Source organism: Pseudomonas sp. SDO5522_S412 (assembly GCF_054071215.1).
This window is the reverse complement of sequence record NZ_JBSVWQ010000077.1, coordinates 1-26,395: the sequence shown is the minus strand read 5'-3', so window position 1 is coordinate 26,395 and position 26,395 is coordinate 1. Positions and strand designations below refer to the sequence as shown.

Annotated in this window: 23 protein-coding genes; 13 read left to right on the top strand and 10 right to left on the bottom strand. The window is 61.5% G+C overall.

Features of this window, described 5'->3' with window-relative positions:
• Nucleotides 1-156: 156 nt before the first annotated feature.
• Nucleotides 157-1,632: an inorganic phosphate transporter gene (locus ACW9I6_RS17195; protein ID WP_003219836.1), complete on the bottom strand. Its 1,476-nt coding sequence runs from the start codon at nt 1,630-1,632 to the stop codon at nt 157-159.
• A gap of 310 nt (nt 1,633-1,942) precedes the next feature.
• Nucleotides 1,943-2,143, bottom strand: coding sequence for a hypothetical protein (locus ACW9I6_RS17190; protein WP_003219834.1), 201 nt, complete (start codon nt 2,141-2,143; stop codon nt 1,943-1,945).
• A 667-nt stretch (nt 2,144-2,810) separates the two neighbouring features.
• Here ACW9I6_RS17190 and pcaR point away from each other — a divergent pair.
• The 11 genes from pcaR to pcaC all read left to right on the top strand — a co-directional run bounded on the left by pcaR (nt 2,811) and on the right by pcaC (nt 13,707).
• On the top strand, nt 2,811-3,653 hold the full coding sequence (pcaR, locus tag ACW9I6_RS17185) for a pca regulon transcriptional regulator PcaR (RefSeq protein ID WP_003219833.1): 843 nt from the start codon (nt 2,811-2,813) through the stop codon (nt 3,651-3,653).
• 148 nt (nt 3,654-3,801) lie between these two features.
• Nucleotides 3,802-5,148 (top strand): MFS transporter, encoded by a 1,347-nt coding sequence (locus ACW9I6_RS17180; protein ID WP_003219832.1) that lies wholly within the window; start codon nt 3,802-3,804, stop codon nt 5,146-5,148.
• Between the two features lie 147 nt (nt 5,149-5,295).
• A complete protein-coding gene (locus tag ACW9I6_RS17175; protein WP_457339578.1) occupies nt 5,296-6,153 on the top strand; it encodes a CoA transferase subunit A in 858 nt (285 codons plus the stop codon).
• Nucleotides 6,150-6,932: a CoA-transferase subunit beta gene (locus ACW9I6_RS17170; protein WP_172834582.1), complete on the top strand. Its 783-nt coding sequence runs from the start codon at nt 6,150-6,152 to the stop codon at nt 6,930-6,932. Before ACW9I6_RS17175 ends, ACW9I6_RS17170 begins: the two co-directional genes overlap by 4 nt.
• Complete coding sequence (gene pcaF / locus ACW9I6_RS17165) at nt 6,929-8,134, top strand: 3-oxoadipyl-CoA thiolase (RefSeq protein WP_177028400.1); 1,206 nt, start codon at nt 6,929-6,931, stop codon at nt 8,132-8,134. The genes ACW9I6_RS17170 and pcaF overlap by 4 nt, the downstream gene beginning before the upstream one ends.
• Nucleotides 8,135-8,162: 28 nt before the next feature.
• Nucleotides 8,163-8,867, top strand: a complete 705-nt coding sequence (gene pcaH / locus ACW9I6_RS17160) for a protocatechuate 3,4-dioxygenase subunit beta (RefSeq protein ID WP_003219824.1) — start codon at nt 8,163-8,165, stop codon at nt 8,865-8,867.
• Between the two features lies 1 nt (nt 8,868).
• A complete protein-coding gene (gene pcaG / locus ACW9I6_RS17155; RefSeq protein WP_003219820.1) occupies nt 8,869-9,435 on the top strand; it encodes a protocatechuate 3,4-dioxygenase subunit alpha in 567 nt (188 codons plus the stop codon).
• 180 nt (nt 9,436-9,615) lie between these two features.
• On the top strand, nt 9,616-10,911 hold the full coding sequence (locus ACW9I6_RS17150) for an MFS family transporter (RefSeq protein ID WP_003219818.1): 1,296 nt from the start codon (nt 9,616-9,618) through the stop codon (nt 10,909-10,911).
• Nucleotides 10,912-10,960: 49 nt separating this feature from the next.
• Nucleotides 10,961-12,325, top strand: a complete 1,365-nt coding sequence (locus ACW9I6_RS17145) for a 3-carboxy-cis,cis-muconate cycloisomerase (protein WP_008431146.1) — start codon at nt 10,961-10,963, stop codon at nt 12,323-12,325.
• 10 nt (nt 12,326-12,335) lie between these two features.
• The gene (gene pcaD, locus ACW9I6_RS17140; RefSeq protein ID WP_457339577.1) at nt 12,336-13,127 is read left to right on the top strand and encodes a 3-oxoadipate enol-lactonase; all 792 of its coding nucleotides are present in this window, start codon (nt 12,336-12,338) and stop codon (nt 13,125-13,127) included.
• Nucleotides 13,128-13,314: 187 nt separating this feature from the next.
• The gene (gene pcaC, locus ACW9I6_RS17135; RefSeq protein ID WP_003219813.1) at nt 13,315-13,707 is read left to right on the top strand and encodes a 4-carboxymuconolactone decarboxylase; all 393 of its coding nucleotides are present in this window, start codon (nt 13,315-13,317) and stop codon (nt 13,705-13,707) included.
• On the opposite strand, the gene ACW9I6_RS17130 is transcribed toward pcaC, so the two are convergent.
• The 5 genes from ACW9I6_RS17130 to ACW9I6_RS17110 all read right to left on the bottom strand — a co-directional run bounded on the left by ACW9I6_RS17130 (nt 13,704) and on the right by ACW9I6_RS17110 (nt 21,872).
• On the bottom strand, nt 13,704-14,603 hold the full coding sequence (locus ACW9I6_RS17130; protein WP_166742188.1) for a polysaccharide deacetylase family protein: 900 nt from the start codon (nt 14,601-14,603) through the stop codon (nt 13,704-13,706). The genes pcaC and ACW9I6_RS17130 overlap by 4 nt on opposite strands.
• Before the next feature lie 78 nt (nt 14,604-14,681).
• Complete coding sequence (locus tag ACW9I6_RS17125; protein WP_219406635.1) at nt 14,682-15,932, bottom strand: OprD family porin; 1,251 nt, start codon at nt 15,930-15,932, stop codon at nt 14,682-14,684.
• A gap of 172 nt (nt 15,933-16,104) precedes the next feature.
• The gene (gene adeC, locus ACW9I6_RS17120; RefSeq protein WP_003219806.1) at nt 16,105-17,562 is read right to left on the bottom strand and encodes an AdeC/AdeK/OprM family multidrug efflux complex outer membrane factor; all 1,458 of its coding nucleotides are present in this window, start codon (nt 17,560-17,562) and stop codon (nt 16,105-16,107) included.
• Nucleotides 17,559-20,720 (bottom strand): efflux RND transporter permease subunit, encoded by a 3,162-nt coding sequence (locus ACW9I6_RS17115; protein WP_003219803.1) that lies wholly within the window; start codon nt 20,718-20,720, stop codon nt 17,559-17,561. The genes adeC and ACW9I6_RS17115 overlap by 4 nt, the downstream gene beginning before the upstream one ends.
• A gap of 3 nt (nt 20,721-20,723) precedes the next feature.
• Entirely contained in the window at nt 20,724-21,872 is a 1,149-nt protein-coding gene (locus ACW9I6_RS17110) for an efflux RND transporter periplasmic adaptor subunit (protein ID WP_003219800.1), read from the bottom strand.
• Nucleotides 21,873-22,158: 286 nt separating this feature from the next.
• On the opposite strand from ACW9I6_RS17110, the gene ACW9I6_RS17105 reads away from it, so the two are divergent.
• Complete coding sequence (locus ACW9I6_RS17105) at nt 22,159-22,791, top strand: TetR family transcriptional regulator (RefSeq protein ID WP_003219798.1); 633 nt, start codon at nt 22,159-22,161, stop codon at nt 22,789-22,791.
• 230 nt (nt 22,792-23,021) lie between these two features.
• Here the strand turns inward: ACW9I6_RS17105 and ACW9I6_RS17100 are convergent, their stop codons facing one another.
• The 3 genes from ACW9I6_RS17100 to ACW9I6_RS17090 are packed head-to-tail and all read right to left on the bottom strand — an operon-like array spanning nt 23,022 to nt 25,598.
• Nucleotides 23,022-24,077, bottom strand: coding sequence for an alkene reductase (locus tag ACW9I6_RS17100; RefSeq protein ID WP_008431139.1), 1,056 nt, complete (start codon nt 24,075-24,077; stop codon nt 23,022-23,024).
• 26 nt (nt 24,078-24,103) lie between these two features.
• Nucleotides 24,104-25,270 (bottom strand): MFS transporter, encoded by a 1,167-nt coding sequence (locus ACW9I6_RS17095; protein ID WP_003219795.1) that lies wholly within the window; start codon nt 25,268-25,270, stop codon nt 24,104-24,106.
• Between the two features lie 13 nt (nt 25,271-25,283).
• The gene (locus ACW9I6_RS17090; protein WP_003219793.1) at nt 25,284-25,598 is read right to left on the bottom strand and encodes an ArsR/SmtB family transcription factor; all 315 of its coding nucleotides are present in this window, start codon (nt 25,596-25,598) and stop codon (nt 25,284-25,286) included.
• 156 nt (nt 25,599-25,754) lie between these two features.
• On the opposite strand from ACW9I6_RS17090, the gene ACW9I6_RS17085 reads away from it, so the two are divergent.
• On the top strand, nt 25,755-26,339 hold the full coding sequence (locus tag ACW9I6_RS17085; RefSeq protein ID WP_003219791.1) for an acyl carrier protein phosphodiesterase: 585 nt from the start codon (nt 25,755-25,757) through the stop codon (nt 26,337-26,339).
• The last annotated feature ends 56 nt before the right edge of the window (nt 26,340-26,395 follow it).

Here is a 26,395-nt window from a genome sequence, read left to right as displayed (position 1 = left end):
GCGTTTTGCTTACTTTTGCGCTGTTCAAAAGTGAGCCGCTGTAAGAGCGGAACCATAAGTGGCCGTTACCTAGATAACGGATATACACCCAAACCCCAGCCATAAAAAAAGGCACGACCCTCACAGGTCGCACCCTCTTCACAAGCCCAAGAGCTGTCAGCTACCCAAAGCCTTGGAAGCCAACCAGAACAACCCGGCCGAAAGGCCCACAGTCGCCGGCAGCGTCAACACCCAAGCCATCAGAATGGTCTTGACGGTGCCACCTTGCAGCCCGCTCTTGTTCGCCACCATGGTCCCCGCCACACCCGAAGACAACACATGGGTCGTGGAAACCGGCAAGCTGAAGATATTGGCCAAGCCAATCATGCTGGCCGTGGTGATCTGCGCCGACATACCCTGGGCATACGTCATGCCCTGCTTGCCGATCTTCTCACCAATGGTCAGCACCACACGCTTCCAGCCCACCATGGTGCCCAGGCCCAAGGCCAGTGCCACCGCCAGGATCACCCAGAACGGCGCGTACTCGGTGGTCGCCGTCAGGTCCTTGCGCAACTTGTCCAGGTCCGACTTCTCACGCGCATCCAGGCCTGGCAACTTGCCCACCTTCTTCGCGGTGTCATCCAGGCACAACAGATAACGACGCACTTCAATCCGATGCTCGGCGGTCAACGAATGGTAGTCAGAGACACCTTTCAAGGTCCCCAGCAGGGCGTTGATCGTCGGTTCAGTCTGCTGCGGATTGCACTGGAACTTGCCCGGCAAATCGTCTTTCACGCTTTTGCCCAGGGCCAGGAACTCACCGAGGGTTTCTTGATTGCGCTGGTAGAACTGATTCAAGTGCAGCGTGGCGTCGCGGGTGCGCTCGATCTGGTAAGTGGTGCTGCCCAGGTCCAGTACGAACTGCGCCGGCACGATACCGATCAGTACCAGCATGATCAGGCCAATACCTTTCTGCCCGTCGTTGGAGCCGTGCACGAAGCTCACGGCCATCGCCGAAATCACCAGGACCAGGCGGTTCCAGAACGGCGGGTGCTTCTTGTCGTCGAGCTTGCGGCGCTGATCCGGTGTCTTGTGCATCTTCGACAGCGGGCGCCACCATTTCAGGCCCAGCAGCACCAGGGCGGCAACCACGAAACCAGCCATCGGCGAGAACACCAGCGAAGCGCCGATATCGATCGCTTTCTGCCAGTTGACGCCGTCAGCCAGGGGAATGTCGTTGATCAGGGCGTTGGCCAGGCCGACACCGAGGATCGAACCGATCAGGGTGTGGGAACTGGACGCCGGGATCCCGAAATACCAGGTGCCGAGGTTCCAGGTGATCGCCGCTGCCAATAATGAGAAGACCATGGCCAGACCGTGGCCGGTGTTCACATTGATCAGCAACTCCACCGGCAGCAGGTGCACGATGGCATACGCAACACCGACCCCACCGAGCAACACGCCGAGGAAGTTGAACACCCCGGAGAAGAACACGGCCAGATGCGGAGGCATGGCTTTGGTATAGATGACTGTGGCAACCGCGTTAGCGGTGTCATGAAAGCCATTGATGAACTCGAAGGCGAGGACAAAGGCCAGGGCGAGCAACAGGCTCACTAGAACCCAAGCATCCAGTCCGCTGAATAAATCGATCATGAAGGTTTTCTGACCCGGTCGTAAGGGGGCGCGATTATGCCAGAAAACATCGGTAATCAATGCACTAGCTGCTCATCGGTAACATTCTTCAACGAAAAAAAATGGGGGGGAGGCGTGCATCCCGGTGTTTTCGGGGCTTTGGCAAGTGATTGATTTATATGGAGGATCCATCAAATTCGCGGGATAAAGCGCCGGAAGGGAATAACTGAAACAATCGTATGAAATTTCGCTAAGGCCACATAACGGGCTTCCCTCCACCAGCGTGGTACTGGCAGAGAGATGGCTCCTTTGGAAGCTCAACCCGAAACGCTTATGGCTCTTCGGCTTTGAGGTCCTGTTCAATCTTTTGGATTTCCTGGGCAAAGGCCTGGTCGAGCAGGCTGGCTCGTTTGCGCCATGGCTTGCGTTCAGGTTCTGGCTGGGCGGCGTAGGTGGTGACTTCCCCGCCGTAAACATCCTTGTAACGTTGTTCCTGGCGCTCAAGTTCCGCGCGCAGTTCGTCTTTCGTCACATTGTTACCTAATTGAGTTGAGTTTGATTCCGGCGAAACGCGATGCCGGGAAGTCGCCCCCGGTATACCGTCAATCTGAAGATCAGCGTGGAAAGGTATACAGGAAAAACCACTTCTTTATTGCACGCGGCCACGATACCGGAGAAGAGCAGTTGTCGTAGCAACAGTTTTCTTGTCACAGCCACAAGCAGTTGGCAGGCATTCGAAATGTGTGTCAGGTACTTGCGGCGGAGCCTGCACGCAGCCGGTGCACGACTGGGTGAAATCTATCCTCGGGGTCAGGCGAGGCTGGCTCCTGCACAGGATGCATTATAGCCACGCGCTTGAATAACACTATCGCCAACAAGTTAAAAATCGTCAACTTTGTGTGAGGGTTTTGTTACGCAGGTGTGTGGGGTATTTGCTGAACTATTGGCGCCATAAATCGTGCAATGTTCTACAGGCGTTAATCAACCTTAACTTCTCTCGTACATCAGTCGATTCTGAAAGGCACTCAAATGGATGTAGAGGGGTTCCGGCACCGGTCGGCGGTGACAAATTGCGATAATCGAATGACCGTCCGATAATCGCCCAATGTTGGTTGCCCTGCCTTGTGCAGCCATTGCACGGCGGCTTGTAATAGCGGTCACCCTCCCGCAGCGGTTAAAAATAAGAGAAAGGACCCCAAATGAACGATCAATTGCGCAACTCCTTCGCATCAGTGGCGCCGCCGATCGTTGCGTCACCGGCCAAGCGCATCCAGGCGTTTACCGGTGATCCGGATTTCATGACCTCCCTGGCACGCGGCCTGGCCGTGGTGCAGGCATTCCAGGAGCGCAAGCGCCACCTGACCATCGCCCAGATTAGCCACCGCACGGAAATCCCCCGCGCTGCCGTACGCCGTTGCCTGCATACCCTGATCAAACTCGGCTACGCCACCACCGACGGGCGTACCTATTCGCTGTTGCCCAAGGTGCTGACCCTCGGCCACGCTTACCTGTCGTCCACGCCCCTGGCCGTTTCGGCGCAGCCTTACCTGGACCGCATGAGCGAGCAGCTCCACGAGGCGTGCAACATGGCAACCCTGGAAGGTGATGACATCCTCTACATTGCCCGCTCCGCCACCACCCAACGCCTGATTTCCGTCGACCTTTCCGTGGGCGGCCGTCTCCCGGCCTACTGCACCTCCATGGGCCGTATCCTGCTGGCGGCGCTGGATGACGCCTCGCTGCAGGACTACCTCGACCACGCCGACCTGCAAACCAAGACCAGCCGCACCCTCACCACCCCGCAAGCCTTGCTCGAATGCCTGCAGGAAGTGCGGCAGCAGGGCTGGTGCATTGTCGACCAGGAACTGGAGCAAGGGCTGCGTTCCATCGCCGTGCCGGTGTACGACGCTTCGGGCCAGGTCCTGGCGGCACTGAACGTCAGCACCCATGCCGGGCGGGTCAGCCGCAGCGAGCTGGAGCAGCGTTTCCTGCCGAGCATGCTCAGTGCCAGCCAGGAGCTGAGTGCGCAGCTGTTTGCGTAAGCTGTTCGGTGACCGCACAGATCCCGGCTGGATGAATTGACGGTGTTTCCCAAGGCTTATTAATGTGCGGCAGCGCTTCAAGGCGCCGCCCCAATAATAATGACGACTCAAGGTCGTTCGCCCGCCCATCGGTGTGGAAATAAAAATAATGAATCAGCCTTCACCTGCTGTCGGTACTTGCCTGGACGTTCAGTCCTTCATCAACGCCCAGCCGCTGTCGCGGTATCAGTGGCGAGTGGTGATCCTGTGTTTTCTCATCGTCTTCCTCGACGGCCTCGACACCGCCGCCATGGGCTTTATCGCCCCGGCGCTGTCCCAGGACTGGGGCATCGACCGCGCCAGCCTCGGCCCGGTGATGAGCGCCGCGTTGATCGGCATGGTCTTCGGCGCCCTGGGCTCCGGCCCACTCGCCGACCGCTTCGGGCGCAAGGTGGTGCTGGTGGGGGCGGTGCTGGTGTTTGGGGCCTTCAGCCTGGCCTCGGCCTACAGCAGCAACGTCGATCAACTGCTGATCCTGCGCTTCCTCACCGGTCTCGGCCTGGGCGCCGGCATGCCGAACGCCACGACACTGCTCTCCGAATACACCCCGGAACGCCATAAGTCGCTGCTGGTGACCAGCATGTTCTGCGGCTTCAACCTGGGCATGGCCGGTGGCGGGTTTATCTCGGCCAAGCTGATCCCGGCGTATGGCTGGCACAGCCTGCTGATGATCGGCGGCCTGTTGCCGCTGATCCTCGCGGTGGTGCTGCTGTTCTGGCTGCCGGAGTCGGCGCGTTACCTGGTGGTGCGCAATCGCGGCACCGACAAGGTGCGCAAGACCCTGGCGCCTATCGAGCCGGGCATCGTCGCCCAGGCCTCGAGCTTCAGCGTGCCCGAACAGAAAACCGTCAAGGCGCGCAACGTGTTCGCGGTGATCTTCTCCGGCACCTACAGCGCCGGCACCTTGCTGTTGTGGCTGACGTATTTCATGGGCCTGGTGATTGTTTACCTGCTGACCAGTTGGCTGCCGACCCTGATGCGCGACAGCGGCGCCAGCATGGAACAGGCCGCGTTTATCGGTGCGTTGTTCCAGTTTGGCGGCGTATTGAGTGCGGTCGGCGTGGGCTGGGCGATGGACCGGTTCAATCCCCACAAGGTCATCGGTACCTTCTACCTGCTGGCCGGGGTGTTTGCCTACGCGGTGGGGCAGAGCCTGGGCAATATCACGCTGCTGGCGACTCTGGTGTTGATTGCCGGCATGTGTGTCAACGGTGCGCAGTCGGCGATGCCGTCGCTGGCCGCACGTTTCTACCCGACCCAGGGCCGCGCCACGGGCGTGTCGTGGATGCTCGGCATCGGCCGCTTCGGCGCGATCCTCGGGGCGTGGATGGGCGCGACCTTGTTGGGCCTGGGCTGGAACTTCGAACAGGTGCTGACCGCCTTGGTGATCCCGGCGGCATTGGCCACCACCGCGGTGGTGATCAAGGGCATGGTCAGCCATGCCGACGCTACCTGAAACGGACCGATAGCAAGACAACAATCCGTTCGATAATCGAACACTCAGTCGATTATCGGATTGTTTGGCCCCGACCCCCGGCTTAATCTTCAAGCACTTCGGCGCTGCCTCCAGCGCCTTTTTCGATCGATACCGGGAGCCCACCCCATGGCTGAAATCCTTTCGCTGGCTGATGCGGTAACGCAGTTCGTGAATGACGGCGACACCGTTGCACTCGAAGGCTTTACTCACCTGATTCCTACGGCGGCAGGTCATGAAATCATTCGTCAGGGCAAGAAAGACCTGACGCTGGTGCGCATGACGCCTGACCTGATCTACGACCAGTTGATCGGCGCCGGCTGTGCACGCAAGCTGATTTTCTCCTGGGGCGGCAACCCGGGCGTGGGTTCACTGCATCGCCTGCGGGACGCCGTTGAAAAGCAATGGCCGCAACCGCTGGAGATCGAAGAGCACAGCCACGCCGACCTGGCCAATGCCTACGTCGCCGGTGCCTCCGGCCTGCCATTCGCGGTGTTGCGCGCCTACGCCGGTTCCGACCTGCCCAAGGTCAACCCGCTGATCAAGACCGTGACCTGCCCCTTCACCGGTGAAGTGCTGGCGGCCGTGCCGTCGGTGCGCCCGGACATCACCGTGATCCACGCGCAAAAGGCTGACCGCAAGGGCAACGTGCTGCTGTGGGGCATCCTCGGGGTGCAGAAGGAAGCGGCCCTGGCGGCCAAGCGCTGCATCGTTACCGTTGAAGAAATCGTCGACGACCTCAACGCGCCGATGAACGCCTGCGTGCTGCCGACCTGGGCCCTGACTGCCGTGTGCCATGTGCCGGGTGGCGCGCATCCGTCCTACGCCCACGGTTACACCGAGCGTGACAACCGTTTCTACCAGGCCTGGGACCCCATCGCCCGGGACCGTGAGACGTTTACTGCGTGGATCAACGAATACATCCACGGCACCGCTAATTTCAGTGAATTCCAGGCCAAGCTGGCCACCGCGCAGGAGGCCAAATAATGGCTTACTCGACCAACGAAATGATGACCGTCGCCGCCGCGCGCCGCCTGAAGAACGGTTCGGTGTGCTTCGTCGGCATCGGCCTTCCCTCCAAGGCTGCCAACCTGGCGCGCCTGACATCGTCGCCGGATGTGGTGCTGATTTACGAGTCCGGCCCGATTGGCGCCAAGCCTTCGGTGCTGCCGCTGTCCATCGGTGACGGCGAGCTGGCTGAAACCGCTGACACCGTGGTGCCGACCGGTGAGATTTTTCGCTACTGGCTGCAGGGCGGGCGCATTGACGTCGGCTTCCTCGGCGCGGCCCAGGTCGACCGTTTCGGCAATATCAACACCACCGTGGTCGGTGACTACCACCAGCCCAAAGTGCGCCTGCCAGGTGCCGGTGGCGCACCGGAGATCGCCGGCTCCGCGAAGAGCGTGCTGATCATCCTCAAGCAGTCGGCCCGCTCGTTTGTCGACAAGCTGGACTTCATCACTTCGGTCGGCCACGGCGAAGGCGGTGACTCGCGCAAACGCCTGGGTCTGCCAGGCGCCGGTCCTGTAGGGATTATTACCGACCTGTGCATCATGGAGCCGGAGGAGGGCAGCCACGAATTTGTCGTCACCGCCCTGCACCCCGGCGTGACCCGTGAGCAAGTAGTGGCCGCCACCGGTTGGGCGATTCGTTTTGCCGACCAGGTGACCACCAGCGCCGAACCCACCGAGATTGAACTGACTGCCCTGCGCGACCTTGAGGCACGCACCGCTGCCGCCCACGGCCAAGCCCCCGGAGAAGCCTGATGCGCGACGTATTTATCTGTGACGCCATTCGTACCCCTATCGGCCGTTTTGGCGGTGGCTTGTCCACCGTGCGCGCCGATGACCTGGCGGCACTGCCGATCAAGGCGCTGATGGAACGCAACCCATCGGTGGACTGGAGCGCGGTGGACGAAGTGTTCCTCGGCTGCGCCAACCAGGCCGGCGAAGACAACCGCAACGTGGCGCGCATGGCGGCATTGTTGGCGGGCCTTCCGGAGAGCATTCCCGGCGTCACCCTGAACCGCCTGTGCGCTTCGGGCATGGACGCGATCGGCACGGCCTTCCGCGCCATCGCCAGCGGCGAGATGGAACTGGCGATTGCCGGTGGCGTCGAGTCGATGTCCCGCGCGCCGTTCGTGATGGGCAAGGCCGATGCGGCGTTCTCGCGCAACATGAAGCTGGAAGACACCACCATCGGCTGGCGCTTTATCAATCCGTTGATGAAGGCCCAGTACGGCGTCGACCCGATGCCGCAAACCGCTGACAACGTGGCCGACGACTATAAAGTCTCCCGCGCCGACCAGGACGCCTTCGCCCTGCGCAGCCAGCAACGTACGGCCGCTGCACAGGCCGCCGGTTTCTTCGCCGAAGAAATCGTACCGGTGCGTGTCGCCCACAAAAAAGGCGAAACCGTGGTCGAGCACGACGAGCATCCACGGGCCGATACCACCCTGGAAGCCCTGGCCAAACTCAAGCCGGTCAACGGCCCGGACAAGACCGTCACCGCAGGCAACGCCTCTGGTGTGAACGATGGTGCCGCCGCGCTGATTCTGGCCTCTGCTGAAGCCGTCAAAAAACACGGCCTGACCGCCCGCGCCCGGGTGCTGGGCATGGCCAGCGCAGGTGTGGCGCCGCGTGTGATGGGCATCGGCCCGGTGCCGGCGGTGCGCAAACTGGTGGAGCGCCTGGGCCTGGCGGTAACTGATTTCGATGTGATCGAACTCAACGAAGCCTTCGCCAGCCAGGGCCTGGCCGTGCTGCGCGAGCTGGGGATTGCCGACGACGCACCGCAGGTCAACCCGAACGGCGGCGCGATTGCCCTTGGCCATCCGCTGGGCATGAGCGGTGCGCGCCTGGTACTGACCGCGCTGCATCAGCTGGAAAAAAACGGTGGCAGCAAAGGCCTGGCGACGATGTGCGTCGGTGTGGGCCAAGGCCTGGCCCTGGCGATCGAACGCGTTTGAGACCCACAAGAATAAAGAGGATTGCTCCATGAGTGACAAGCCCGGATACCGGCGCCCGCAAGCGGGTACTCAGCCTGATTACCTGCACCCGGCCTACCAGTCGACGAACCTGCGTTCGCCGTCCAAGCCGTTGGTGTTCCTGCCCCATTCCTTGTCGGAAATCACCGGCCCGACCATCGGCGCCGAGCGCGTCAACGAGAAGGACAACGACCTGACCGCCCAGCACGAAGGCGAGCCCCAGGGCGAACGCATCATCATTCATGGGCGCGTGCTGGATGAAAACGGCCTGCCCGTTCCCGGCATCCTCGTGGAAATCTGGCAGGCCAACGCTGCCGGCCGCTACAACCACAAGCGCGACCAGCACGACGCACCGCTGGACCCGAATTTCACCGGCACCGGGCGTACCGTCACCGACGCCGACGGCTGGTACCAGTTCCAGACCATCAAGCCCGGCGCCTACCCGTGGGGCAATCACCACAACGCGTGGCGCCCGGCGCACATCCACTTCTCGCTGTTCGGCCCGAGTGTGCTGACGCGGTTGGTGACGCAGATGTATTTCCCCGGTGACCCGCTGCTGGCCTATGACCCGATCTACAACTGCGTCCCGGACACGTCCGCCAAGGAACGCCTGATCGCCTCGTTCGATCTGGAAAAAACCATTCCGCACTATGCCCTCGGCTACCGCTGGGACATCGTCCTGCGCGGCCGCGACGCCACGCCGATGGAGAAATGAGATGAGCCTCAACGCGACTACTTCCCACACCGTCGGGCCGTATTACCACATCGGCCTGACCTGGCTGAACCGCGAAGACCTGACCGTTGCGGCCACCCTCGGCGAGCGCGTGGCGATCACCGGGCAGGTGGTGGATGGCAATGGCGATGTGGTCAACGACGCCATGCTGGAAGTCTGGCAGGCCAATGCGGCCGGCAAGTACGACCATCCCGAGGATGAGCAGGACAAACCGGTGGACCCGAACTTCGAAGGCTTCGGCCGGGTGCCGGTGGACGCTGAAGGGCGTTTTCGCTTTACCACCATCAAGCCGGGCAGTGTGCCGGGGTTGAAGGGCACGACCCAGGCGCCGCACCTGGTGGTGCTGGTGTTTGCCCGTGGGCTGGTGAAGCACCTGCTGACGCGGATTTACTTTGACGGTGAAGCGGCGAATGGGGATGACGCGCTGCTGGCGTGTGTGCCGCAGGAGCGCCGCCGCACGTTGATCGCCAAGGCGGATGCGGCGGGTGTGTATCAGTGGAATGTGATTTTGCAGGGCACAGACGAAGAGACGGTGTTCTTCGATTATTGAGTGGGTTGCGGATCTATCGCAGGCAAGCCAGCTCCCACAGGGGAATGCATTCCAAATGTGGGAGCCGGGCTTGCCCGCGATGAGGCCGGCCCAGGCAACAAATATCCAAAAGTCTGCTTGCGGAACATGGTTGTTGCAAAGTATGTCTAGGCTATAACCGTTCCCACTGAGTGAAAAAACATGACAACAAAAACCAGCCACTACACCGGAGAAGAACGCAGCAAAAGGATTTTTGCGATTGTCGGTGCCTCTTCCGGCAACCTCGTCGAATGGTTCGACTTCTACGTCTATGCCTTCTGCGCCATCTATTTCGCCCCGGCGTTTTTCCCGTCGGACGACCCCACCGTGCAACTGCTGAACACCGCCGGCGTGTTCGCCGCCGGCTTCCTGATGCGCCCTATCGGCGGCTGGCTGTTCGGCCGGGTGGCGGATAAACACGGTCGCAAGAATTCGATGATGATCTCGGTGCTGATGATGTGCGCCGGTTCCCTGGTCATCGCCTTTTTGCCCACCTACAAAGACATCGGCGCCTGGGCCCCGGCCCTGCTGTTGGTCGCCCGGTTGTTCCAAGGCCTGTCGGTAGGCGGCGAATACGGCACCACTGCCACCTACATGAGTGAAGTCGCCCTCAAGGGCCAGCGCGGGTTCTTCGCCTCGTTCCAGTACGTGACCCTGATCGGCGGGCAACTGCTGGCGGTGTTGGTGGTGGTGATCCTGCAACAGATCCTCACCGAAGAAGAACTGCGGGCCTGGGGCTGGCGCATTCCGTTCGTGATCGGCGCCATTGCGGCGGTGATCTCGCTGTTGCTGCGTCGCACCCTGAAAGAAACCACCAGCAAGGAAATGCGTGAAGACAAGGACGCCGGCAGCATTGCCGCGCTGTTCCGCGATCACAAGGCGGCGTTTATCACCGTGCTCGGCTACACCGCCGGCGGCTCGCTGATTTTCTACACGTTCACCACCTACATGCAGAAGTACCTGGTGAACACCGCCGGGATGCACGCCAAGACCGCCAGCTACATCATGACCGGCGCGCTGTTCTTCTACATGTGCATGCAGCCGGTGTTCGGCATGCTGGCGGACAAGATTGGCCGCCGTAACTCGATGCTGTGGTTCGGCGCCCTGGGCACGCTGTGCACTGTACCAATCCTGTTGACCCTGAAAACCGTCAGCAGCCCGTTCCTGGCTTTTGTGCTGATCACCCTGGCCCTGGCCATCGTGAGCTTCTACACCTCCATCAGCGGCCTGGTGAAAGCCGAAATGTTCCCGCCACAAGTACGCGCACTGGGCGTGGGCCTGGCGTATGCGGTGGCGAACGCGATCTTCGGCGGTTCGGCGGAATATGTGGCCTTGGGGCTCAAGTCCATGGGCATGGAGAACACCTTCTACTGGTACGTCACGGCGATGATGGCGGTGGCGTTCCTGTTCAGCTTGCGCCTGCCCAAAGAGGCGGCGTATTTGCACCACGATCTGTAACCGGCTGGCGCATGCCCGTTGCCGGGTATGCGCCACCTAGGGATGTGTTATGACGATGCGCACGAGCAACCAACTGTTCGACGCCTACTTCACCGCCAACGGCATGGCCGAAGTGTTCTGCGACCAGGGGCGTTTGCAGGGCATGCTGGATTTCGAAGCGGCGCTGGCCCGGGCCGAGGCTCAGGTCGGGTTGATCCCGCAAGCGGCCGTCGCGCCCATTGCCCAGGCGTGCCTGGCTTCTCTCTACGACGTAGATGCCCTCGGCGACGCCATCGCCACCGCAGGCAACTCTGCGATTCCGTTGGTCAAGGCCCTCGGCAAGTTGATCGCCAGCGAAGATGCCGGCGCCGAACGTTATGTGCATCTGGGCGCTACCAGCCAGGATGTGATGGACACCGGCCTGGTGCTGCAACTGCGCAGCGCAGTCGAGCTGATCGAACATGATCTGGCGCGGTTGGGAGACATTCTTGCCGCCCAGGCCCAGCGTTACGGGACAACTCCTTTGGCGGGCCGGACCTGGCTGCAGCATGCAACGCCGGTCACGCTGGGCATGAAGATCGCCGGTTGGCTCGGCGCAGTCACCCGCAACCGGCAGCGCCTCAGTGAGCTGAAGCCGCGTTTGCTGGTGCTGCAATTTGGCGGTGCTTCCGGAACCCTGGCGGCCCTCGGCGAACAGGCGATGCCGGTGGCGCAAGCACTGGCCGCCGAGTTGCAGCTGGGCCTGCCGGAGCAACCCTGGCACACCCAGCGCGACCGCCTGGTGGAGTTTGCCTCGGTGCTCGGTTTGATCGCCGGCAGCCTCGGCAAGCTGGGTCGCGACATCAGCCTGCTGATGCAGACCGAAGCGGCGGAAGTGTTTGAGCCGTCGGCCCCCGGCAAGGGCGGCTCTTCGACCATGCCCCACAAGCGCAACCCGGTGGGCGCTGCCGTGCTGATCAGCGCTGCCACGCGAGTGCCCGGCCTGGTGGCAACGATGTTCAGCGCGATGCCCCAGGAACACGAACGCAGCCTGGGCCTGTGGCACGCCGAATGGGAAACCCTGCCGGAGATTTGCCGGCTGGTATCCGGTGCATTGCATCAGGCGCTGCTGGTCAGCGAAGGCCTGGAAGTCGACCCCCGGCGCATGGTCCAAAACCTTGATCTGACCCAGGGCCTGGTACTGGCCGAAGCGGTCAGCATCGTCCTCGCCCAGCGCCTGGGCCGCGAAACCGCGCACCATCTGCTGGAACAATGCTGCAAACGCGCCGTCGCCGACGGGCGCCACCTGCGGGCGGTGCTGGGGGATGAACCCCAAGTGACTGCCGAGCTTTCGGCGGCCGAACTCGATCGCCTGCTGGACCCGGCGCACTACCTGGGCCAGGCGCACACCTGGGTCACCCGGGCCGTGGCCGAACATTTTGCTTTGACTGCCTGAGGAGGCTGCTGTGGGATTTGTACAACTCGCCGATGGCGAACTGAACTACCAACTCGATGGCCCCGAAGATGCACCGGTACTGGTGCTGTCCAACTCCCTGGGCACCGACCTGCATATGTGGGACATCCAGATCGAGGCGTTCACCCAGTACTTCCGGGTGCTGCGTTTCGACACCCGGGGCCATGGCAAGTCGCTGGTCACCGAAGGCCCCTACAGCATCGAGCAGTTGGGCCGTGACGTGTTGGCGCTGCTGGATGCGTTGCAGATCGAGCGCGCGCATTTCTGCGGGTTGTCCATGGGCGGCCTGATCGGCCAGTGGCTGGGGATCAACGCGGGTGAGCGTTTGCGCCGGCTGGTGGTGTGCAACACCGCCGCGAAGATCGGCACGCCCGAGATCTGGAACCCACGCATCGAGATGGTCCTGCGCGACGGTGCGGCCGCGATGGTTGCCCTGCGTGATGCGTCAATTGCCCGCTGGTTCACCGCCGACTTCGCCGAGGCTCATCCTGACCAGGCCAAGCTGACCACCGATATGCTGGCGGCGACTGATCCCCAGGGTTATGCCGCAAACTGCGCGGCCGTGCGCGACGCGGATTTCCGCGAGCAACTGGCGTCGATCAAGGTGCCGACCCTGGTGATCGCAGGCAGCGAAGATGCGGTGACGCCGCCGGCGGGTGGGCACTTTATCCAGGCGCATGTGCAGGGCGCCGAGTATGCCGAGTTCTATGCCGCGCACTTGTCCAACGTGCAAGCCGGTGCGGCGTTCAGCGACCGTGTGCTGGAATTTCTGCTATCGCGCTGAGTATCGCTGAACCCTGTGGCGAGGGAGCTTGCTCCCGTTGGGCTGCGTAGCAGCCCCTGAGCAGCCGCAACCCAACTATTTGTAAAACCCTGCAGCGGCCTCACTGGGGTCGCTGCGCGACCCAACGGGAGCAAGCTCCCTCGCCACAGGTATGTGCCTGTCGTCACCGTTGCATGAGGAGCGTTTTGTGGACGAGAAACAACGTTATGCCGAAGGCTTGCAAGTGCGCCGCGAAGTGCTGGGCGACGCCCACGTCGACCGCAGCCTCAACGCCCTGACCGAGTTCAACAGCGAGTTCCAGGAAATGATCACCCGCCACGCCTGGGGTGATATCTGGACCCGCCCGGGGCTGCCGCGGCATACCCGCAGCCTGATCACCATCGCCATGCTCATCGGCATGAACCGCAGCGAAGAGCTGAAGCTGCACCTGCGCGCCGCCGCGAGCAACGGTGTGACCCGCGCCGAGATCAAGGAAGTGCTGATGCAGAGCGCGATCTATTGCGGGATTCCGGCGGCGAATGCGACGTTTCACTTGGCCGAGTCGGTGTGGGATGAGTTGGGGGTAGAGTCGCGCGCCTAGTGCGAGTCAGCGTCCCACACCCAATTCCACACACCGGGCAGGTGCACCACTTCGTCGGCGCTTTTTACCGTGCGGGCCATGGCGGCTCGCTGCAAGGTTGCCCGGTCGGTGTAGAAAGGCTGTGTGGCGAGGGGCACGCCATTGATATGGGCGCTGTCCAGCAGGATTTGCAGGTATTCCTTCAAGTGCCAGGCGGTGTAGCGGTTGATATCGTGGAAGGTCACCACCACCGGGATCACGCCGTCCACCGTCGGTAATTCGCCTTTGGCGATGCGCTCGCGCACCACCGAGAGTTGGCGTATCAGGTTTTCCCGTCGACGCGGGCTGCCGTTGAACACCCAGATCACCCCATCGTTTGCACTCAGGTCGGTCAGCAACACATGCATGCCGTGTTGCTGATAGGCGGCGAAGGTGCGCTTGTCATAGTTCCAGAACGGCGGGCGTACCAGTGTGGGCGGTTGGCCGGTGATGGAGGTGAGGGTCGACGAACCCAGGCTGAGGTAGTGCTCCAGTTCAGCCGGATTCTGCAAGCGATGGTTGCTGTGCCACGGGGTCGCGGTGTGGAAGCCCAGGATATGGCCGGCCGCGTATTCGCGCTCCATGGTCTTGTAGCCCCGGGGGTTGCCGCCGGAGCGGGGCGCCTCGGTCTGCAGGAAGAACACCGCCTTGATCCCCGGCTGTATCGGGTTGTTCGCCAGGTCCGCCATCACCGAACGGCTGGGGTTCATGAAGCCCGAGGCGCTGGGGCCGTCATCGAAGGTCAGCAAAAAACGGATTGGCGCCTCGGTTTTCAGGCGTTGTTCGGTTTGCGGTGTCAGCGCCAGAGGCGGGCCGATGCAACCGCTGAGGCTCAGGGCCAGGGCTAGTGCGGCCGATACGGTGGCGAAGTGTTTCATGGCGGACTCGAATGACATTGGCTGCTGGGGCGGGTCATCCATGACACGCGCGCACCATACAACAAGACTGTCGAGGCTTTACAGCAGGCTTATCGGGTAACTGACGATCAACCGGTTTTCATCAAACTCGTTGTTATTGTAGTCCCGGCGCATGCTGGAGTTACGCCAGCGCACATTGAGATTCTTCAGCGCTCCGCTCTGCACCACGTAGGCCACTTCACTTTCCCGTCCCCATTCCTTGCCATCGGTCACCGTGCCGCTGTGTACGTTGCTGCCGCTGATGTAGCGGTTCATCAGCGTGAGGCCCGGAATACCCAGGGCGGCGAAGTTATAGTCATGGCGTACCTGCCAGGATTTTTCCTGGGCGTTGTCGTAGCTGGCGTTGTAGCTGTCGTTGGCCAGGGTGCCGCCGCTGGCGCCGTTGACGCGCATCCAGGCGCTGTTGCCGGTGAGTTTTTGCAGGCCGACGTAGAACGTGTTGCCGCCGTATCGGGCCGAGAACAGTCCGGACCAGGTCTTGTTGTCGAGGTCACCGGCGCGGGCGCTGCCGTCGTCCTTGCCATAGAAGAACCCGAGGTTGGCGCCCAGGGTCCAGTCGCCCACCGGTTGGCTGTGGATCAGGTTGAGGTATTGCTGGCTGTAGATGTCCTTGAGTTGGGCGTTCCACACACCGATCTGGGTGCGTTTGTCGTTGAAGGCATATTCGCCGCCCTGGAAGTTGAAGCGGTCGGAGGTGAACGCGGTTTTCCCGAACATGGACATGTCGGTCATGCTGCTGTCGTCCCGTGGGCTGTTGGCGCGGAACTGGCCGCCGTACAGGGTCAGGCCGTCGATTTCCTTGGAGGTGATTTGCCCGCCGCGCAGGGTTTGCGGGAGCGAGCGGCCATCGTCCGAACGCAGGATCGGCAGCACCGGCATCCATTCGCCGACTTTCACTTCTGTCTTTGAAACCCGTGCCTTGAACGCCACGCCCAGACGCCCGAATTCATCCGCCGGGCGGCCATCGTGGTCCAGCGGCAACAGCTGGGTGCCACCCGTGCCGCGTCCGCCATCGAGCTTCAATGAGTACAGGCCCAGTACATCCACGCCGAAACCGACGGTGCCCTGGGTGAAGCCGGATTTGGCGTCGAGGATGAAGCTTTGCGTCCACTCCTGTGCGCCGCCCTGGGTCTTGCTGGGGTTGGTGTAGTTGCGGTTGAAGAAGAAATTACGCAGGTTTAGGTTGGCGCTGGCGTCTTCCAGGAAGCCGTGTTCTTCAGCGACAACGGGGAGGGCAATGCTGGCGACAGCGGTTGCCAGCAAAAGCCGGCGCGGGTCGAAAGTGCTCATGGTGTCAGACCTGTTGTTATTGGGGTTATGCAGGTGGCGGCCATGGTGCGGGGCGGTGCGGGGGCGATGAAAGTGGGGGAGAGCGGGTTGTGGGCGATGATCGAACGCAAAGTCATGGGCGTAAAAAAACCGCTTCCTGGGCGGGAAGCGGTTTTTGTTTACTGCGCCACTATCAGAACAACTTCAAGGGCGGTGCTTCTTCTTTCAACGGTTCGTTCTTCGCGGTCTGTTCGTTCCAGCCACCACCGAGGGCCTTGTACAGGTTGACCTCGCTGTTGAGCTGCGCCAGGCGGTCGGTGATCAGCGATTGCTGGGCACTGAACAGTTGGCGCTGGGCGTCGAGGAACGTCAGGTTGCTGTCGACACCAATACGGTAGCGACGCTCGGCCAGGCGGTAGTAATCCTGGTTGGCCGCGACGAAGCCACGTTGGGCGTCCAGTTGCTGCTTGTAGGTCTCACGGGCGGCGAGGCCGTCGGAGACTTCCTGGAAGCCGGTCTGGATGGCTTTCTCGTAGTTGGCGACGTTGATCTCTTTCTGGATTTTCGAGTAATCCAGGCTGGCGCGCAGGCTGCCGGCGTTGAAGATCGGGATGTTGATCTGCGGTGCAAACGACCAGGTACCCGAACCGCCCTTGAACAGGCCGCCCAGGGTCGGGCTCGCGGTGCCGGCGCTGGCGGTCAGGGTGATGCTCGGGAAGAACGCAGCGCGTGCCGCACCGATGTTGGCGTTGGCCGCCTTGAGGTTGTACTCGGCCTGCAGGATGTCGGGACGACGTTGCAGCAGGTCCGATGGCAGGCCGGCCGGTACTTCGCTCAACAGGTCATCAGCCAATGGCCGGCTGACGATGTTCGCCGGCAGGCCGGTACCCAGCAGCAGGGTCAGGTTGTTTTCGTCCTGGGCCACCTGGCGGGTATAACGCGCCAGTGCAACCCGGGCGTTTTCCACCGAGGTACGGGCCTGGCTCAGGTCCAGGGCCGAAGCCACGCCGACTTCATTGCTGCGCGAGGTCAGTTTGAAGCTCTGTTCGTACGCGCCCAGGGTGTCCTGGGTGAGCTTGAGCAGCTCCTTGTCGGCCTGCCAGGTCAGGTAGGCGTTGGCCACGCTGGCCACCAGGCTGATCTGGGTGGTGCGACGCGCTTCTTCGGTCGCGAAGTATTGTTGCAGCGCTTGTTCGCTCAGGCTGCGTACGCGGCCGAACAGGTCCAGCTCATAAGAACTGATCCCGAGGCCCGCCGAGTATTGGCTGGTGATGCCCGCTTCGCCGGTCTGCGACAGCTTGGCCGGGGTGCGCGTACGGCTGCCGCTGCCCGTGGCCGAAACCGCCGGGAACAGGTCGGCGCGCTGGATCTGGTACTGCGCGGCATACGCATCGATGTTCAGGGCCGCGACACGCAGGTCGCGGTTGTTCACCAGGGCGGTCTGGATCAGCTGTTGCAGGGCAGGGTCATGGAAAAACTGCTTCCAGCCCTGCTCGGCAGCTGCCTGGCCCGGCGCCTGGGCCGACGAATACGCCGGCCCCTGCGGGAACTGCGCGGCTACCGGCGCTTCAGGGCGCTGGTAGTCCGGGATCAGCGAGCAGCCACTGAGCACGAATGCCGTGACAGCTAAGGAAAGTAGCGACTTGCTCATTGGCCAGCCTCTTTAGGAGTTTGCTTGGGTTCAGTCTTTTTACGCTCGCCAGCGGAGGACACGGTTGCGAAGAACAGGGGTACCCAGAAGATCGCGAGGACCGTGGCGGTGATCATACCGCCAATTACGCCCGTACCGATGGCGTGCTGGCTACCTGAGCCGGCACCGGTGGAAATTGCCAGGGGCAGTACGCCGAGCATGAACGCCATGGACGTCATGATGATCGGTCGCAGACGCATGCGGGATGCCTCGATGGCCGACTCGACAATGCCTTTGCCCTGCTCGTGGAGCTCCTTGGCGAACTCCACGATCAGGATGGCGTTTTTCGCTGCCAGACCCACCGTCACCAACAGGCCCACCTGGAAGAACACGTCGTTGGACAGTCCCCGCAGGCTGGTGGCGATCAACGCACCGATCACACCCAGCGGTACAACCAGAATCACCGCAATCGGGATCGACCAGCTTTCGTACAGTGCCGCGAGGCAGAGGAACACCACCAGCAGCGACAGGGCGTACAGCGCAGGTGCCTGGGAGCCGGACAGACGTTCTTCATACGACAGGCCAGTCCAGGAGTAACCAACGCCAGCCGGCAGGTCCTTGGCAATGCGTTCGACTTCCGCCATCGCATCACCGGTACTGTAGCCAGGTGCCGGGGTACCGAGGATTTCCATCGCCGCTACACCGTTATAGCGCGAGAGTTTCGGCGAACCGAAGATCCACTTGCCCGAAGAGATGGCCGACAGCGGCACCATCTTCCCGGACGTGCTGCGCACGTACCATTTGCTCAGGTCTTCCGGAGACATCCGGCTGGCGGCGTCACCCTGTACATACACCTTCTTCACACGACCACGGTCGATGAAGTCGTTGATGTAGCTGCCACCCAAGGCGATTGCCAGGGTCTGCTGGATGTCTGCCAGGCTGATGCCCTGGGCACTGGCCTTCTCGTCGTCAACGGTCAGCTCGTACTGCGGCTCATCGTTCACGCCGTTGGGGCGCACGCCCGCCAGGATCTTGCTTTGTGCCGCGGCACCCAGGAACTGGTTACGCGCATCCATCAGCTTCTGGTGGCCGACGCCGCCCTGGTCTTGCAGGAACACGTCGAAACCGGTGGCGTTACCCAGTTCGAGTACCGAAGGTGGCACCACGGCAAATACCATGGCGTCCTTGAAGGCCCCGAAGAAGTAACCCTGGGCACGCTTGGCAACCTCAAATACCGACTGGCTCGAGTCACGCTCGTCCCACGGCTTGAGCATCACGAACGCGAGGCCCGAGCTCTGGCCACGACCGGCGAAGTTGAAGCCGTTCACGGTAAACACCGATTTGACAGCCTTGCCTTCGCCTGGCTCGCCTTCCTTGTCGTTCAACAGGTAGGCGCGCATATCGTCGATGACTTTCTGCGTACGTTCAGCCGAAGAACCCACCGGCGTTTGTACCTGGGCAAAGATCACGCCCTGGTCTTCCTCTGGGAGGAACGCGCTTGGAATGCGGGTGAACATCCAGATCATGCCGGCAAGGATCAGGGCATAGACCACGAACGCCGGGAACTTGTGCTTGATCATGTTACCGACGCCGCGCTCGTAGCTCAGTACGCCACGGTCGAAGGTACGGTTGAACCAGCCGAAGAAACCGCGCTTGGGTTGGCCGTGTTTTTCCGGGTCAATCGGCTTGAGCATGGTGGCGCACAAGGCCGGGGTGAAGACCAGGGCAACCAGTACCGACAGCGCCATCGCCGAAACGATAGTGATGGAGAACTGGCGGTAGATCACACCGGTGGAACCACCGAAGAACGCCATTGGCAGCAATACCGCCGACAGCACCAGGGCGATACCCACCAGGGCCCCCTGGATCTGGCCCATGGACTTGACCGTCGCCTCCTTGGGCGACAAGTGCTCCTCGGCCATTACCCGCTCGACGTTCTCCACCACAACGATGGCATCGTCTACCAGCAAGCCGATGGCCAGGATCATGCCGAACATGGTCAGGGTGTTGATGGTGAAGCCGAACGCAGCGAGGATCCCGAAGGTACCCAGCAATACCACCGGTACGGTCATGGTGGTGATGATGGTGGCGCGGAAGTTCTGCAGGAACAGGAACATCACCAGGAACACCAGCACGATCGCTTCGATCAGGGTGTGAACCACACCGGAGATCGATTCGGTCACAACCGGCGTGGTGTCATACGGCACCACAGCCTTCATGCCAGGCGGGAAGAACGGTTCGAGGGACGCAACCGTTTCGCGAATCGCCTTGGCGGTGTCCAGTGCGTTGGCACCGGCTGCCAGCTTGATCGCCATACCGGAAGCCGGCTTGCCGTTGAACTGTGCGCTGATGCTGTAGTTCTGGCCGCCCAGTTCGATACGCGAAACGTCACCCAGGCGAACCTGGGAACCGTCGGTATTGACCTTCATCAGGATATTGCCGAACGCTTCAGTGGTTTGCAGACGCGTCTTGCCGATGATGGTGGCGTTCAACTGAGTGCCGGGCAGGGCAGGCAGGCCGCCGAGTTGGCCGGTGGCCACCTGGACGTTCTGCGCCTGGATGGCGTTGCTGACATCCACTGGCGTCAGCTGGTAGTTGTTCAGCTTGGCCGGGTCGAGCCAGATACGCATGGCGTACTGGGAACCGAACACCTGGAAGTCGCCCACACCGGCGGTCCGGGAAATCGGGTCCTGGATGTTGGAAACGATGTAGTTGGAAAGGTCATCCTTGGTCATGCTGCCGTCTTCCGACACCAGACCGATCACCATCAGGAAGTTCTTCACCGATTTGGTAACGCGGATACCCTGCTGCTGTACTTCTTGTGGCAGCAGCGGGGTCGCCAGGTTGAGCTTGTTCTGTACCTGAACCTGGGCGATGTCCGGGTTGGTACCCTGGTTGAACGTCGCCGTGATGGTCATGCTGCCGTCGGAGTTACTGTCCGAGGCGACATAACGCAGGTTGTCGATACCGTTGAGCTGTTGTTCGATCACCTGCACCACGGTGTCCTGCACGGTTTGTGCAGACGCGCCCGGGTAGGTCACCTGGATATCAATGGCGGTTGGCGCGATGGCCGGGTACTGGTTGATGGGCAACTTCAGGATCGACAGTGCCCCGACCAGCATGATCACCAGGGCAATTACCCAGGCGAAAATGGGACGGTCGATAAAAAATTTCGACATGAATTACTCCCCTTGACCAGCAGCGGCAGCAGGAGCAGCAGCGGAACCGGCGGGTTTGGCGTTATCAGCGTCCTTGACCTTGACTTCGATGCCCGGCTTGATGAATTGCAGGCCTTCGGTGATCACACGGTCACCGGCGTTCAGGCCTTTTTCCACCAGCCAGTAGGCGCCGGTAGTGCGGTTGGCCACCAGTACACGTTGCTCGACCTTGTTGTCCTTGTTCACCACCAGCGCGGTCGGGATGCCCTTCAGGTCGCGGGTCACGCCTTGCTGTGGTGCCAGGATGGCCTTGCTGTTCACACCGGCTTGCAACTGCGCGTGGACGAACATGCCCGGCAGCAGGGTGTGGTCAGGGTTCGGGAACACGGCCCGCAGGGTCACGGAACCGGTGGTTTCGTCGACCGAGACTTCGGAGAATTCCAGCTTGCCTTCCACGCCGTAGGCGGTGCCGTCTTCCAGGGTCAGCTTGACCTTGGCCGCGTTTTCGCCGGCTTTTTCCAGTTGGCCGCTTTCCAGGTCGCGACGCAGTTTCAGCATCTCGGCGGAGGACTGCGTGACGTCGACGTAGATCGGGTCCAGTTGCTGGATCACTGCCATGGCGTCGGTCTGGCCGTTGCTGACCAGCGCGCCTTCGGTGACCGAAGAGCGACCGATACGCCCGGAGATCGGGGCAAACACCTTGGTGTAGCGCACGTTGATCTGGGCCGTTTGCACGTTGGCTTCAGAGGTCATGCGGTTGGACACGGCGGTGTCGTATTCCTGGCGGCTGACGGCCTGCTCATCGACCAACTGCTTGTAGCGATCGGCAATCGACTTGGTCTGGGCGAGGTTGGCCTGGGCGCTTTTCAGCGAGGCGTCATACACCGACGGATCGATCTGATAGAGCTGCTGGCCTTCCTTGACGTCGCCCCCTTCCTTGAACAGACGCTTGAGAATGATGCCGTTGACCTGAGGGCGAACCTCGGCAATGCGGTAGGCCGTGGTGCGGCCTGGCAGCTCGGATGTCAGGGTAAAGGCTTGAGGTTGAATAGTGACCACGCCGACCTGAGGGGTTTGAGCGGGCGGAGCCGCTTCTTCCTTTTTACATCCGCTGAGCAGCGATGCCAGGGCGACGGCAGTAACCAGGGCGGTAACAGCTGGCTTAAGTTGCATGAAGATCCTCGGGTCAGGCGCGCAGAGTGCGCACAAGAAGTGTGGAAGGGTAAAAAACAGGCACTGAGTGGATAAGTAGCTTGCTACGCAATATACTTACGTTCATGGTTGTTTGTAAACTCTTGACAGGCTTCGCGGAATGTTGACAAAGCAGCGTCCAAAGCCTCGATTCTAGTACGTTCGGCGCCCTTGACGGTGTCGTCCCACAATTATTCAGATGGTCGTTAGCGGCGGTTGAGTCTGCGTTACCGATCACCCCAAGTCTCCTGATTGAGGTTTTACTGCCATGGTTCGTCGTACCAAAGAGGAAGCTCAGGAAACGCGCAGCCAGATTCTTGAAGCGGCCGAGCAGGCCTTCTACGAGCGCGGGGTTGCGCGTACCACGCTGGCGGATATTGCCGCGCTGGCAGGCGTGACACGTGGTGCCATCTACTGGCATTTCAGCAACAAGGCCGATCTGGTGCAGGCGATGCTCGATACGCTGCACGAGCCGCTGGATGAATTGGCCAGGGCCAGTGAGAGCGAGGACGAGGTCGATCCGCTGGGTTGCATGCGCAAGCTGCTGATTCATCTGTTCCATCAAGTGGCCCTGGACCCGAAGACCCGGCGCATCAATGAGATTTTGTTTCATAAGTGCGAATTCACCGATGAAATGTGTGATCTGCGCCGTCAGCGCCAGACCGCCAGCCTCGAATGCAACCTGCGCATCGGGCTGACCTTGCGTAACGCGGTCCATCGCGGGCAGCTTCCGGAGAATCTCGACACCGTACGTGCCGCGGTGTGCATGCACGCCTATATCGACGGAATTCTCGGCCAGTGGCTGCTGGTGCCCGACAGTTTCCAGTTGGCCCAGGACGCAGAGCGCTGGGTCGATATCGCGTTGGACATGCTGCGCTTGAGCCCTGGCCTGCGCAATTAAGACAAAATGCGTAATTGCGACCAGTTGTGTCAACAATAAACACCGGGGCTGGTCAATCAGGCTTTTCCCTGATTTTGTGGGGTGACGTTATATACGGGCTGGCGGGCGGTTGATAGGTAGTTGGCTAAGTATTTTGTAGCAATATTGTTGCAAGGCTGTGAAGGAATGTTTCCTGCGGCCCATAAAAAAGCCCCGGCTCTCGCAAGTCGGGGCTTTTTCGTTTCAGCAGATCAGAGTGCCAGGGTCGGGTAGTCGATGTAGCCGACCGGGCCTTTGGCGTAGAAAGTCTCTGGATGTGCTTCGTTCAGCGGTGCATCGGCCTTCAGGCGAGCCGGCAGGTCCGGGTTGGCGATGAACGGCACGCCGAATGCCACGGCGTCAGCCTTGCCCGAAGCCAGCCACGCATTGGCGCTGTCCTTGGTGAAGCGTTCGTTGGCGATGTACGGGCCACCGAAGGCGGCTTTCAGTTGTGGGCCGAGGCTGTCGCCCGCTTCCTTTTCACGGGAGCAGATGAACGCGATGCCACGCTTGCCCAGCTCTTTGGCGACGTAGGTGAAGGTTTCCGACAGGTTGGCGTCGCCCATGTCGTGGGAGTCGGCGCGCGGTGCCAGGTGCACGCCTACACGGCCGGCGCCCCAGACTTCAATCACGGCGTCAGTGACTTCGAGCAGCAAGCGTGCGCGGTTTTCCAGGGAGCCACCGTAGTTGTCGGTGCGCTGGTTGGTGCTGCTTTGCAGGAACTGGTCGAGCAGGTAGCCGTTCGCGCCGTGGACTTCCACGCCGTCAAAACCGGCGGCCTTGGCATTCTCGGCACCTACGCGGTAGGCGTCGACGATGTCGGCGATTTCGGCGATTTCCAGGGCGCGCGGCGTTGGGTAGTCGGCCAGTGGGCGTACCAGGCTGACATGGCCTTTAGGCTGGATGGCACTTGGCGCGACCGGGGTTTCACCGTCCAGGTACGACTCGTGGGAGATCCGGCCCACGTGCCACAGTTGCAGGAAGATCTTGCCGCCTGCACCGTGCACGGCCTTGGTCACATTGGCCCAGCCGCGAACCTGGTCGTTGGACCAGATGCCCGGGGTGTCCGGGTAACCCACGCCCATTGGCGTTACGGAGGTGGCTTCGCTGAGGATCAGCCCGGCGGAAGCGCGTTGGACGTAGTACTCAGCCATCAGCGCATTGGGCACGCGACCGGCGTCGGCACGGCAGCGGGTCAGCGGCGCCATGATGATGCGGTTCGACAGTTCCAGGTCGCCCAGTTTGATCGGATCGAAAATAGTCGTCATGGGATAACACCCTTCTCTTTAGTTGATCAGTTAGTCGCGGGGGCCAGGTCGGCATCGCCGGTCTGACGGAAAGTAATCAGGGTCACCAGCAGCGCGAGCACGGCCAGTGCAGCAGCGGCCAGGGGCACGCTGGTCAGGCCGAAGCCGTGGGCAATCACGCTGCCGCCCACCCAGGCGCCGAGGGCGTTGCCGATGTTGAAGGCGCCGATGTTCAAGGTGGACACCAGGTTCGGTGCGGCCTTGCCGAAGGTCACCACGTTGATTTGCAGTGCCGGTACGGCGGCAAACGAGGCGGTGGCCCAGAGGAACAGGGTGATTTCAGTCGGGATCACGGCGACGCTGGTCCAGGTCAGTACGGTGGACACCACTGCCATGCTGATGAACACGCCGATCAGGGTGGCAGCCAGGCGCTTGTCTGCCAGCTTGCCGCCGATGATGTTGCCGACGGTCAGGCCCAGGCCGATCAGCAGCAGGGTCCAGGTCACGCCTTTGGGCGAAACACCGGTGACGTCCCCCAGCAGCGGCGCGACGTAGGTGAAGAGGGTGAACATCGACGCAGCGAACAGCGCGGTCATGCTCAGCGACAGCCAGATGCCGGCGCCTTTGAGTGCTCTGAGCTCGGCGCGCATGTCGAGTTTTTCCTCGTCACGCTTGGCCGGCAGGAAGCGGATCAGGCCGATCAGGGCGATCACCCCAATCACCGTCACGGCCCAGAAGGTCGAGCGCCAGCCGGCTTCCTGACCCAGCGCGGTGCCCAGCGGTACGCCGAGCACGTTGGCCAGGGTCAGGCCGGTGAACATCAGCGCCACGGCCGAAGCACGCTTGTTGGCCGGCACCAGGTTGGCGGCGACCACCGAACCGATACCGAAGAAGGCACCGTGGCACAGCGCGGTGACCACACGGGCAAACATCAGCACGTTGTAGTCACTGGCCAGGGCGCAGAGCAGGTTGCCGATGATGAAGATGCCCATCAACGCTACCAGGGCGGCCTTGCGCGGCAGCTTGGCGGTGGCCAGTGCCATGAAGGGGGCACCGATGGCCACGCCCAGGGCGTAGCCGGTCACCAGCCAGCCGGCGCCGGGAATCGATACACCGAGGTCGGCCGCCACATCGGGCAACAGGCCCATGATGACGAACTCGGTGGTACCGATGGCGAAGGCGCTTAAGGCCAGGATGAGTAGCGAGAGAGGCATTGATGGGTCCTTGTTACAGCGGTGCGCTGAGTTCTTCGGTGAGCGCTTTGAGGAAGGCTTGGATCACGTCCTCATTGCGTTTGAAAAAGTGCCATTGGCCGGCCTTCTGGCTGCTGATCAGCCCCGCCCGTTGCAGGTTCGCCAGGTGCGCCGACACGGTGGACTGAGACAGCCCGCAGCGCTGGTCGATCTGCCCGGCGCAAATGCCGTATTCGTGGTTGTGCAACTGCTCGGGGAATTGCACTTTCGGGTCTTTCAGCCAGTTGAGGATGTCTCGCCGTACTGGGTGCGCCAGGGCTTTTATTATTTCGTCGAGGTCGATGGACATGGCAGTGATGCTCGGTTTTGTAAAACGTTATATCGCGATGAGGCGAACTTTAAATCGTTGTATCCCGATATACCAATATGATTTTGGTCTTAAACCAGATTGAATCGGTATATCGGGTTATAACGATACGTTGACGGCAGTGCTAGACTGCGCGCCATGAATTATCTCGCACATCTGCACCTCGGCGGCCAACTTCCTGCTCAATTGCTTGGCAGCTTGTATGGCGACTTTGTTAAAGGTCGCCTGCAAGGCCAATTCAGCCCGCAAATCGAGTCGGCGATTCAGTTGCATCGCTCAATCGATCGCTACACCGACAGTCATCCGCTGATCGGGCAGGCGCTGTCGCGCTTCACCCTGACCCGGCGCCGCTATGCCGGGATTGTCCTCGATGTGTTTTTCGACCACTGCCTGGCGCGGGACTGGGCGTTATATGCCGATCAGCCGCTGGAGCGATTTACCTCTGAGGTTTACCGGGTGCTCGCCGAAGAGCCGGCGTTGCCGGGGCGGCTGGCGCAGATTGCGCCGTACATGGCGGCGGATGACTGGCTGGGTTCGTACCGCGAATTTGCGGTGATGGAACAGGTACTTCGAGGAATTGGCCGACGCCTGACACGGCCCGAAGAACTGGGCCATGCCATGCAGGAATTACGAGCGCTGTACGAGCCGTTGAGCGAGGACTTTCGGGTGTTTTACCCAGAATTGCAGCGGTTCTCAAATAGCCAGTTGGCAATACAACTATAAATGTGGGAGCGGGCTTGCTCGCGAAAGCGGTGGGTCAGCTAATGAATCTGCTGACT

Coding starts and splice junctions, on each gene's coding strand:
- ACW9I6_RS17130 (WP_166742188.1), bottom strand. CDS start 14,603: ATGAAACACTTCGCCACCGTATCGGCCGCACTAGCCCTGGCCCTGAGC.
- adeC (WP_003219806.1), bottom strand. CDS start 17,562: ATGAGCAAGTCGCTACTTTCCTTAGCTGTCACGGCATTCGTGCTCAGT.
- ACW9I6_RS17100 (WP_008431139.1), bottom strand. CDS start 24,077: ATGACGACTATTTTCGATCCGATCAAACTGGGCGACCTGGAACTGTCG.
- ACW9I6_RS17145 (WP_008431146.1), top strand. CDS start 10,961: ATGACGATGCGCACGAGCAACCAACTGTTCGACGCCTACTTCACCGCC.
- ACW9I6_RS17195 (WP_003219836.1), bottom strand. CDS start 1,632: ATGATCGATTTATTCAGCGGACTGGATGCTTGGGTTCTAGTGAGCCTG.
- ACW9I6_RS17150 (WP_003219818.1), top strand. CDS start 9,616: ATGACAACAAAAACCAGCCACTACACCGGAGAAGAACGCAGCAAAAGG.
- pcaG (WP_003219820.1), top strand. CDS start 8,869: ATGAGCCTCAACGCGACTACTTCCCACACCGTCGGGCCGTATTACCAC.
- pcaR (WP_003219833.1), top strand. CDS start 2,811: ATGAACGATCAATTGCGCAACTCCTTCGCATCAGTGGCGCCGCCGATC.
- ACW9I6_RS17115 (WP_003219803.1), bottom strand. CDS start 20,720: ATGTCGAAATTTTTTATCGACCGTCCCATTTTCGCCTGGGTAATTGCC.
- pcaH (WP_003219824.1), top strand. CDS start 8,163: ATGAGTGACAAGCCCGGATACCGGCGCCCGCAAGCGGGTACTCAGCCT.
- ACW9I6_RS17085 (WP_003219791.1), top strand. CDS start 25,755: ATGAATTATCTCGCACATCTGCACCTCGGCGGCCAACTTCCTGCTCAA.
- ACW9I6_RS17090 (WP_003219793.1), bottom strand. CDS start 25,598: ATGTCCATCGACCTCGACGAAATAATAAAAGCCCTGGCGCACCCAGTA.
- ACW9I6_RS17095 (WP_003219795.1), bottom strand. CDS start 25,270: ATGCCTCTCTCGCTACTCATCCTGGCCTTAAGCGCCTTCGCCATCGGT.
- ACW9I6_RS17180 (WP_003219832.1), top strand. CDS start 3,802: ATGAATCAGCCTTCACCTGCTGTCGGTACTTGCCTGGACGTTCAGTCC.
- ACW9I6_RS17175 (WP_457339578.1), top strand. CDS start 5,296: ATGGCTGAAATCCTTTCGCTGGCTGATGCGGTAACGCAGTTCGTGAAT.
- ACW9I6_RS17105 (WP_003219798.1), top strand. CDS start 22,159: ATGGTTCGTCGTACCAAAGAGGAAGCTCAGGAAACGCGCAGCCAGATT.
- ACW9I6_RS17110 (WP_003219800.1), bottom strand. CDS start 21,872: ATGCAACTTAAGCCAGCTGTTACCGCCCTGGTTACTGCCGTCGCCCTG.
- ACW9I6_RS17125 (WP_219406635.1), bottom strand. CDS start 15,932: ATGAGCACTTTCGACCCGCGCCGGCTTTTGCTGGCAACCGCTGTCGCC.